Origin of the sequence: Planctomicrobium limosum (assembly GCF_051465645.1) — a bacterium.
In the GTDB taxonomy this organism is placed as follows: domain Bacteria; phylum Planctomycetota; class Planctomycetia; order Planctomycetales; family Planctomycetaceae; genus Planctomicrobium.
Genome location: NZ_CP195790.1, coordinates 5,172,375 through 5,182,500, shown reverse-complemented (window position 1 = coordinate 5,182,500; position 10,126 = coordinate 5,172,375). Strand labels below are relative to the sequence as shown.

Annotated in this window: 4 protein-coding genes and 3 rRNA genes (1 of these 7 running past the window's edge); all 7 read right to left on the bottom strand. The window is 52.2% G+C overall.

What is annotated here, in order from left to right:
- Positions 1-69 (bottom strand): 23S ribosomal RNA (locus tag SH527x_RS19600) (it extends 2,693 nt beyond the left edge of the window).
- A gap of 1,037 nt (positions 70-1,106) precedes the next feature.
- Positions 1,107-1,216, bottom strand: a 5S ribosomal RNA gene (rrf, locus tag SH527x_RS19595).
- 123 nt (positions 1,217-1,339) lie between these two features.
- Positions 1,340-4,101: ribosomal RNA gene (locus SH527x_RS19590) — 23S ribosomal RNA — on the bottom strand.
- Between the two features lie 1,100 nt (positions 4,102-5,201).
- Positions 5,202-6,755 (bottom strand): inverse autotransporter beta domain-containing protein, encoded by a 1,554-nt coding sequence (locus tag SH527x_RS19585; protein WP_437192381.1) that lies wholly within the window; start codon positions 6,753-6,755, stop codon positions 5,202-5,204.
- Positions 6,756-6,889: 134 nt separating this feature from the next.
- Positions 6,890-8,638, bottom strand: a complete 1,749-nt coding sequence (gene ptsP / locus SH527x_RS19580; RefSeq protein WP_437192380.1) for a phosphoenolpyruvate--protein phosphotransferase — start codon at positions 8,636-8,638, stop codon at positions 6,890-6,892.
- A 487-nt stretch (positions 8,639-9,125) separates the two neighbouring features.
- Positions 9,126-9,410 (bottom strand): HPr family phosphocarrier protein, encoded by a 285-nt coding sequence (locus SH527x_RS19575; protein ID WP_437192379.1) that lies wholly within the window; start codon positions 9,408-9,410, stop codon positions 9,126-9,128.
- An 86-nt stretch (positions 9,411-9,496) separates the two neighbouring features.
- Complete coding sequence (locus SH527x_RS19570) at positions 9,497-9,967, bottom strand: PTS sugar transporter subunit IIA (protein WP_437192378.1); 471 nt, start codon at positions 9,965-9,967, stop codon at positions 9,497-9,499.
- Between the last annotated feature and the right edge of the window lie 159 nt (positions 9,968-10,126).

Genomic DNA, 10,126 nt, shown 5'->3' with positions numbered 1-10,126 from the left:
GCAGCCTTTCACGCCCTTCATCGCCTTCCAACGCCAAGACATCCCCCATGTGCCCTTATTAGCTTGACCACCTTAATTGCAACCACGCAGATGTTCTCCGCATCGTACAACTAAAATTGGCAAGCCACTCTAATTACTGCTGATTCTCATCAGCAGCTAAACGATTAGTTGCAACTTGCATTGCAACGCCGCACGCCAGGCGTGCATTCATTCCTCAAGAGCTCGGCATTTGCTAAAATTGCAAAGCCAGATGCCACGCGTCTATACGCCAAATTATCAAAGATCATCGGTCCCGAAGGACCTGCTTACACGCTGCTGGACGTGTCTCGCACTCAAGCTTTCGCTTGCCGTAGTGTGCGAGAGAAAAACACAAAATTGTTTCGTGTGCTTCTCTCGGACACTCTCAGTTTTCACTGGGGTTCGGGATCTTAGCGTCCCGTTTTCTCCTGTCAATCGTCCCGTCTGACTTTTTCTTTTCCTCTCAGCAAGCTGAGTCGTTTGCAGTCAGGCGGGTGCGGAACTATATGTAGTTTCACGTCTTCTGCAACCCTACGACACTCCTTTTTTCTACCGTTTTCGACTTCGTTCACAGCGGTTCATGTCGATACGAACGTAAACCTCGTTTACCAATCGCGATACGAACCTTAGCCCGCATCGATCCAATTTCCTTTGGTCGCCACGGAGGCAACCTTTCCAGCGAAACCATCAAGCTGGACACCGTGCATTACGAGTTCTTTCAACGATCCGCTGCCCAATGACGTGAGCAGTTTTCACTCGAAACACACTCTAGCCACTCGCCCAACCATGCATTCTTCGGAAACACTATTTCGGCCAGGCTCCTGAATTGAACAACAGCTGCTTGGCACGTGCAATGACTGGCCTTCTCGCGAGCCATTGGGGCTACGGAAGTTCTGTTCTTGTATTTGTTTTGCGTTTTTCAGTCCGGATAGCGTGAGCGGGCGTGACTGCAGAAGGACGCGACTCGCGAGCGAACAGCTCCCTGTCTGCTCCGACCAGTGCCTGGCACTGAGGGCCCCCTGCCACTGCGTCGTGCGCATAAAAAAAGCCCATCAGGAGTGAACCTGATGGGCTTGATAGATAATTAAAACCGGCGATAACCTACTTTCGCACCTTTCGGCACTATCATCGGCTCCAGTTGCTTAACGGTCGTGTTCGGAATGGGAACGTGTGTTTCCAACTGGATAAAGTCACCGGAAATTGTTGAGCATCCGGTTAAAAATGCTCAACACTCCACCTGACGGTGAATATTAAAATGGCGAATAGACGCGTTAGCTTTAGCTCTTGAAGAAATTTGCGCACCTGCGTGACCGTAATTAAAGTGGTCAAGCGTTCGTCCATTAGTACTGGTCAGCTGAGAGTGTTGCCACTCTTACACAGCCAGCCTATTAACCTGGTAGTCTTCCAGGGGACTCAATCGAAATCTGATCTTGGGACTGGCTTCGCGCTTAGATGCTTTCAGCGCTTATCCGAACCGTTCTTAGCTACCCTGCGCTGCCTCGAGCGAGACAACAGGAACACCAGAGGAACGTCCCTCCAAATCCTCTCGTACTAAAGAGAAACTCCCTCAAATTTCGTGCGCCCACAGCAGATAGGGACCGACCTGTCTCACGACGGTCTAAACCCAGCTCACGTACCACTTTAACCGGCGAACAGCCGGACCCTTGGGAGCTTCTTCACCCCCAGGATGTGATGAGCCGACATCGAGGTGCCAAACCCCGCCGCCGCTATGGACGCTCGGGCGGGATCAGCCTGTTATCCCCAGAGTACCTTTTATCTGTTGAGCGACGGCCCTTCCATTCGGAACCGCCGGATCACTAACTCCGACTTTCGTCTCTGCTCGACCCATCGGTCTCGCAGTCAAGCACCCTTCTACGTTTACGCTCTTTGCCTGATTGCCAACCAGGCTGAGGGTACCTTTGAGCTCCTCCGTTACTCTTTAGGAGGAGACCGCCCCAGTCAAACTGCCCAACTGGCACTGTCCACGTTTTTGATAACGGGTTAGATATCAAGCATCCTCAGGGTGGTATTTCACCAATGGCTCATCGAAATCTGGCGACTCCGAATCAAAGCCTCCCACCTATCCTACACAGAACATGCCTAATACCAATACCAGCCTACAGTAAAGGTTCATAGGGTCTTTCCGTCACGCTGCGGGTACGTGGCATCTTCACCACGGCTACAATTTCACCGGGTCGCTGGTTGAGACAGTGCTCCAGTCATTACGCCATTCATGCAGGTCGGAACTTACCCGACAAGGAACTTCGCTACCTTAGGACCCTCATAGTTAGGGCCGCCGTTTACCGGAGCTTTGGTTGTGGGCGTGAACCCCCTTCCTTGACTTACCGGCACCGAGCAGGCGTCAGACTCTATACATCCTCTTACGAGTTCGCAGAGTCCTGTGTTTTTAGTAAACAGTTGCCAGAGCCGCTTTGCTGTGGCCTTCTTGCGAAGGCACCCCTTATCCCGAAGTTACGGGGCCAATTTGCCGAGTTCCTTAACCAGCGTTTTCCCGAGCGCCTGAGGCTACTCGCCTCGCCTACCTGTGTCAGTTTTAGTACGGTTGTATTAGCGTATGGGCTTTTCTCGGTTGTCCTTCACGTCACTTCATCAACTAGGACTCGGCCTTGCGGCACGGGACAATCTAATCTCCCGATGACGATCCAAACAACGTCCTCCATACTACAGCGCAGGAATATTAACCTGCTGTCCATCGTCTACCCCTTTCGGGCTCAACTAAGGGACCGGCTAACCCTGGGCGGATTTACCTTCCCCAGGAAACCTTAGGCTTACGGCGGGCAGGATTCTCACCTGCCTTATCGTTTACTCATTCCGGCATAATCACTTCCACTGCCCAAAATGGCTCCTCACGGTACCACGTGCTGCAATGGAACGCTCTCCTACCAATCACTTACGTGATTCCGCTGCTTCGGTGTTCGACTTACTCCCGTTCATTATCGGTGCATGAATACTTGACCGGTAAGCTATTACGCACTTTTTAAATGGTGGCTGCTTCTAAGCCAACATCCCGGCTGTCACTGTATCCAAACATCCTTTCTGACTGAGTCGAACTTTGGGACCTTAGCAGGCGATCTGGGTTGTTTCCCTCTTGACAGCGGAGCTTATCCCCCGCCGACTAACTCCCGAGATAGTCGTACTGGTATTCGGAGTTTGGTCAGGACGGGTACCCTGGGAAGGGCCCCGAACCAATTCAGTCTCTCTACCCCCAATACGTAGTGCCTCGAGGCTAACCCTAAAGTTATTTCGGAGAGAACGAGCTATCTCCCAGTTTGATGAGACTTTTACTCCTCCCCACAGGTCATCCCCTGATTTTTCAACATCAGTGAGTTCGGTCCTCCACGCAGTCTTACCCGCGCTTCAACCTGCCCATGGGTAGTTCACAAGGGTTCGCGTCTATAGCCATTGACAATGTCGCCCTATTCAGACTTGGTTTCCCTGCGGCTTCGATCCGGAAGATCTTAACCAGCCAATGACCATAACTCGCCGGATCATTATGCAAAAGGCACGCCGTCACACCGTTAAAAACATGGTGCTCCGACAGCTTGTAGGCACATGGTTTCAGGTTCTTTCCCTCCCCTAGAAGGGGTTCTTTTCATCTTTCGCTCGCGCTACTTTTCACTATCGGTCGTTGGTTAGTACTTAGCCTTACGAGATGGTCCTCGCAGATTCAGACCGGGTTCCACGTGCCCGGCCCTACTCGGGTGCCAACTAGCCGCTTCATGCTTTCGGATACGGGACTATCACCCTCTATGGTCTCTGTTTCCTCAGAGATTCTCCTAGCAATTCGCGTACATATTGTTGGTCCCACAACCCCGGATACCGTAGTATCCGGTTTGGGCTATTCCCTTTTCGCTCGCCACTACTCAGGGAGTCGAGTTTTCTTTCTTTTCCTGTGGGTACTTAGATGTTTCAGTTCCCCACGTTCGCCCTGCTTTCGCAGTTATTCGGGAATCCCGGGATCAACGCCTATTTGACGGCTCCCCCAGGCTTTTCGCAGCCTTTCACGCCCTTCATCGCCTTCCAACGCCAAGACATCCCCCATGTGCCCTTATTAGCTTGACCACCTTAATTGCAACCACGCAGATGTTCTCCGCATCGTACAACTAAAATTGGCAAGCCACTCTAATTACTGCTGATTCTCATCAGCAGCTAAACGATTAGTTGCAACTTGCATTGCAACGCCGCACGCCAGGCGTGCATTCATTCCTCAAGAGCTCGGCATTTGCTAAAATTGCAAAGCCAGATGCCACGCGTCTATACGCCAAATTATCAAAGATCATCGGTCCCGAAGGACCTGCTTACACGCTGCTGGACGTGTCTCGCACTCAAGCTTTCGCTTGCCGTAGTGTGCGAGAGAAAAACACAAAATTGTTTCGTGTGCTTCTCTCGGACACTCTCAGTTTTCACTGGGGTTCGGGATCTTAGCGTCCCGTTTTCTCCTGTCAATCGTCCCGTCTGACTTTTTCTTTTCCTCTCAGCAAGCTGAGTCGTTTGCAGTCAGGCGGGTGCGGAACTATGACGGGGTTCGAATTGAATTTCAAGACACTATGGGTTCTTTTTCTCCGCTTTTTAAATCTTACACGACACTCCCCGTGAAGCAGCGATATCTACAACACCCACCAAGCGTTACATCAACCTTAATCAATGGATTGTAAGTCTCGTCTTCGACGAGAGAAGCATGACGCATCGATGGTCCCCTGCCCCGCCACATCGTACGCTCAGGTTCCACAATTCAGGCCAACCAAATCAAAACCCGACGCTAGTACCGGTCTGTATTTATTCGTCTGCCGATACGTTTCGTCTACTGGCAATTTGGATTTACCTCGGACATCCGACAGCCATAGCTCATCGAGAGCTTTGCAATGCGAACCACCAATCGGTACACGCATTCACCGCCCCATCGGAACATAGCAGGAGCCAGACTGACCCGTGAAATAAGGATGGCGCCTAAGATACGCCCTGAGTAAAGCTTCGGCATCGAGCTTGACGCGATGCACAGACGGATGAGGATTAGCCGGTGACGCAGCATTCAGCTGCTCGCCGCTCAGAGAGAGACAGACTCACACTGAAAGGAACCTGCCGCGATTGCCCCCAGGCATTCAGGAAGCAGGATTCCATCCACTTGAACGCCAGCAGCAAGTCGACCGCGCCGACCAAGCCGGTTAGTACACAGGTCGGGTTGGCACATTCAGCAATTGCCGACGCAAGGGATCAAGAACCGGACGTGTGCGGTCATTCCCCCCGAGAGGAATGTGGACACGCATGAACCCGTAAACCTGCTCGTGACGGATCTTATCCGTTGAAAGTTCCATCCCGAATTCAAGCCGGGATTGAGGTCCCAACCAGGTCAGGTCGTGCATTCGCATTTCCAGCCGTCCTCGTGGACCGCCGAAATTCTGTCCGTCAGTGGCAAAGTGATCGAAGTGATACGAGCCGACGAACCAGCGAACTTCGCAACAATCGTTCCAACCCCAGTACAGGAACCGATGGCCAACTTCCCAATCGATTCCTCGATAGGCTCGTTCCATGAAGTTGTGAGTAATCAATGTTGCGTTCGAATACCCCATGTTGTAATCAGCCCCTTTATTATCTGAGGCTGGCAGGTACCCGTTGATTCGCATCTCCCAGTTCAACGAGAGAAGCTCAAACCCGAGTCCGAGCTGATTGAACACGTTGCCACTGCGAGAAGATTTCAAGTCGTAATACAAGTTTCCGCCAACAACCCAGTTTGGATCCATATACTGGCGGTAAACCAGCCCCCAGGATCCATCTCCGGAATCGTGATCATCGATTCGACCTTGCATGTCTGCGAATAAGACACTTTCGCTGTCCTGCCAGAGAGGGAACATGAAGCCGCCAGTCCCGATGACACGACGATTCCCTACTCGAGGGCCGAAATACCCAAACGCTTCAAATTCTCCGTTGACGTCTGGATCAACCAGACAAGGATCAAACGAGCCGGAACCTCTTCGCTGAACTGGATGCGAAAGCTCGTCCTCCATCGCATATCCGCCGTTCGCGAATGGATCGATTTCCAACGGTGAGATCTCGGGACTTCGAGAATACTCCGGGGGCACTTGTGCCATCTGAACAGAGTCTTCAGGTCCTGGCGGAACGGGCACAATCGATGTTGAGCTCGAACGCACGATTCCATTTCGAATTGGTGGAGCAATCAAAGATTCCTCTGCAAAGTGCCCCTGATGGACAGGCTCCGCAGGCATTCTCCTCGCAGGTGCGTGAGGAAGAGTGTTGATTGTCGCACCAGACTGAACCGTTACATCCGACGACGTCACCGGTGGAAGCAACGGGCCTTCTGTTTCATGTGCAACCCTGGTAATTCCCTCAGAAAATGCCGAGGGGGCGGGCTGCTGTTGTGCCGGTGCTGCGAATAAAGGCAGGGTAAATTCAGAATCCGATGGCATCTGGCCTTGGCTGGAGTTCCCAGAAACAGACCGCTGTGAATCGGATTTTCGCCATCGAGCCTGAGTCATCGCTTCGGAAGCCGCAGTCCGTCGACCTGGCGGCCCAACCGGGCGGGTAAACGGAGGCGACACCTGAATCGGAAGTTCATATTGATCGTCAGACGCCGGCTTCTCTTCCATCACCGCCAGCAATTCCGGGAATTGTCGCGGGGGAGTATCAGCGCGAACACCGACTGACACACCAGTCAGGGCGAACAGCGTTGAGAACAGGGCGACGGCCGGAACAGGTCGCATCGAAACATCCTTGGGAAAACCCGAGTCAGTGAACGATGCAGCTTCTATGTTTTATCCGGAAACAAGGTCAATGAGTTGCGGTGACCTTTGCCGAATTCGCCTGATGCAAATGCAATTTCTGCCGAAAACAGACTCTAATTCTGGTCGTTCGGCAGAAAACGCCTCAATTCGCCACGCAGGTAGGACTCGATATCGCGAGCCACTTCCATCTCACTGGCGCGCGCTGCAATTTCTTCGGCGTCCGCAATTGTCAGATTCCGGATCAATTCCTTGATCGTCGGAATGGCCTGCGGAGTCACGCTGAAGTTGCGAAGCCCCAGCCCGAGCAGCAACGGGACGAACTTGGGGTCAGAGCCCATTTGCCCGCACACGCTCACCGGAATTCCGGCCTTCTCACCAGCGTTAAAAATCCGCTTCAGGAGGAGCAAAATGGCTGGATCTGCAGGGTTATAATACTTAGCGACGGTTGGATCAGAACGATCCGCCGCAAGCGTATACTGAATCAGATCGTTGGTTCCGATCGAAAAGAAATCAACCTCTCGAGCAAATTCATCAGCAAGCAGACCAACAGACGGAACTTCCACCATCATTCCAACAGGGATGTCCCCGCGGAATGTAATCCCCTGTTCCTCCAGATCCTCGCAAACATCCGTAAACACCATCTTTGCCTGACGCAGCTCACTCCGGGATGAAATCAAGGGAAACATCACCCGAACATCGCCTTCGACAGCAGCTCGCAGAATGGCTCTCAACTGAGTTCGAAACAGACTCAGGTACTCAAGGCTGACCCGAATACTCCGCAGTCCGAGTTCCGGGTTTGGCATGTCCCGAAATACATCTTCCAGAGCACCAGGAACTTTATCTGCCCCCAGATCCAGCGTACGAATGACGACTGGCTTTCCAGGGAAATTCCGGATCACCTGAGAATAGGCCTCGTAGTGATCCTCTTCTGTGCGCTCACGCATTGCCCCGAGATAAAGAAACTCGGTGCGGTATAATCCGATCCCGTCGGCTCCACGATTTCGACAGTGTTCTGCCTCGGCAGGAAACTCGATGTTCCCGTAAACCGAAATTCGGGTGCCGTCTCGGGTTTCTGCGGGAACGTCAACACGTGCCTGCAGGCTTGCCGTGTTCGTGCGTAACCGAGCCTGCGCCGCCTGATAATGGGCCAGGGTTTCCTCATCAGGACCGACGATGACTTTTCCTTCATCGCCGTCCAGAATGACCATTTCTCCCCCCGCAACGGAGGTCAGAAAACTTCCGACTCCGACAATTGCCGGGATCTCGAGCGCCCCTGCAAGAATTGCGGTATGGCTGGTACTTCCACCGATCTCGGTAACAAACCCGCGAACAAATTTCCGGTTGAGGTTCGCTGTTTCACTGGGGGTCAGATTATGAGCAAGAACAACAACAGACGCTGTCAGGTGTGACAGTTCTTCGCGCTGTTCTCCCAGTAGATGTCTGAGCAAACTCCGCTCAAGATCGAAAATATCTGCAGCACGTTCCGCCAGATATTGATTCCCGAGGGTTTGCAACCCATGTGCAAACCGCCGCAGCACTTGTGTCACGGCGTACTCTGGGGAGTGAAACTGCTCCCGAATCCGCGACTCCATCTCCGCGATCAACTTCGGATCACGAATGAATTGCAGGTGAGCACCAAAAATCGCGGCGTATTCTTTTCCGAGATGCTGCGAAGCAAGCGATTCATTTACAGAAATCTCGCGAGCAACATTTTCCAGCGCGCAGCGTAAACGAATGACTTCTGAATCCGCAGCGTCGACACTCACCGTATTTTGAGGGACGCGAAAATCTTCGACCCCCAGAACAAATGCGGGGCCGATCGCGATACCGGGTGAAGCAGCAATCCCGTATTTAACTTGCATCAAAATTCCTGCTCAATTCAACACGATTCGCGGTAAGCGCATCTTCGTACTGTAACTTTCAAGCATTTTGTGGTCGCTTTAAACTGCTCGGGAGCGGCTTCTGTCGTGTTCATCCGCAGAAACCCCAAAACCCCGCTGTCAACGAACACCAATGACTCTCAAATCACAAATTCGCCCGGCTTAACCCATTCATAAAATCGTATCGACCGATCGCTTCCAGCGAGCGAACGAATTCAACAGCAAAACTGAGTCTGCCGTTTTACTCTCCCCTGCGTGTCTCCGATATTCGGCCAGTTGATAATGCGAAGAACACGCTGGGTGTCCCTCATTTTTTCAACTCAGCACCAAAACCGGAAATCAGCACGCAAGTTCCCGTATTTGCTCTGTGTAGATGACTTATATTCTACCGCAAAGCAACCCGTTCGACCTACGGATTCAAAACAGATGAATCGTGATGACCACAATGTCACCTGCGTTAAAACCGCGACTAACTTGCAGATTCTGACGTTTTAGAAAAGAACTGCTCGATCGAATCCAGCACAGATTCAACTCCGTCCCCCTGCCCTTCGATGGTCAGATCTGCACCTGGGAGCGCTGCCAGTTGCATGAGATCAAACATCGAACTGGCATCAGCGGTTCGGGTTCCATATCGAATTCGAACCGAACCATTAAATCCACCGACCAACGCAACAACGCGGGAACAGGCACGAATGTGCAATCCCTGCGTCAGATTCAATTTTACAGGCCGGGTGATCAATGCAGAACCACTCATCTGGGTAATCAGAGTCTTTCAGCTGTTAAGAAGTTCCATCTCGAAAGTGATATCGACCATTGCAAAGTCGACTCGACAACCGAGAACTATGTCTGCCCTTCGTCCGCTTCCTGAAGCAGATCGACAACGGCCTCAACTGTCGTTGCCTGTTTCAGGAAGTTACAGAAGTCGTCGTTCTTCAGATGGCGAGTAATGGTTTCCAACCCGCGGAGGTGGTCACCAGGGCGATCTGGAGGAGAAATCAGCAGAAACAGGATGTAAACATCTTCACCGTCGAGACTTTCGAAGTCCAGACCGCTATGGCACAAGGCCACTGTTGCGATGATCGACTCAGCTGAAGCATGCTTTGTGTGTGGAACCGCAACACCACGGCCGATCCCGGTCGACCCCAGCTCTTCCCGCTTAGAAATGGCAGAGACGATCGCTTCTTCGTCGGCTGGGCGAATCTTCCCGGCATTCATCAGACTGGCGACCATCTGCCGGATTGCGGACTGCTTCGAGTCGGCTTGCAGCTGTGGCAAAATTGCATTCGGAACCACAAACTCGGTAAGTCGCATTCGATACATCCTTTTACGTTCAACAGACGTCACAGGCAGAGATCATTCTTGCCTGTCGTGAGCTATTCGAGAACTTTTCTGAAACAGATCGCCGCGTATATTGTGATTTCTCAATGGCAACATGACAACACCGACGGCATCAACACCAAGGGAAAATCA

Coding starts and splice junctions, on each gene's coding strand:
- SH527x_RS19585 (WP_437192381.1), bottom strand. CDS start 6,755: ATGCGACCTGTTCCGGCCGTCGCCCTGTTCTCAACGCTGTTCGCCCTG.
- ptsP (WP_437192380.1), bottom strand. CDS start 8,638: ATGCAAGTTAAATACGGGATTGCTGCTTCACCCGGTATCGCGATCGGC.
- SH527x_RS19575 (WP_437192379.1), bottom strand. CDS start 9,410: ATGAGTGGTTCTGCATTGATCACCCGGCCTGTAAAATTGAATCTGACG.
- SH527x_RS19570 (WP_437192378.1), bottom strand. CDS start 9,967: ATGCGACTTACCGAGTTTGTGGTTCCGAATGCAATTTTGCCACAGCTG.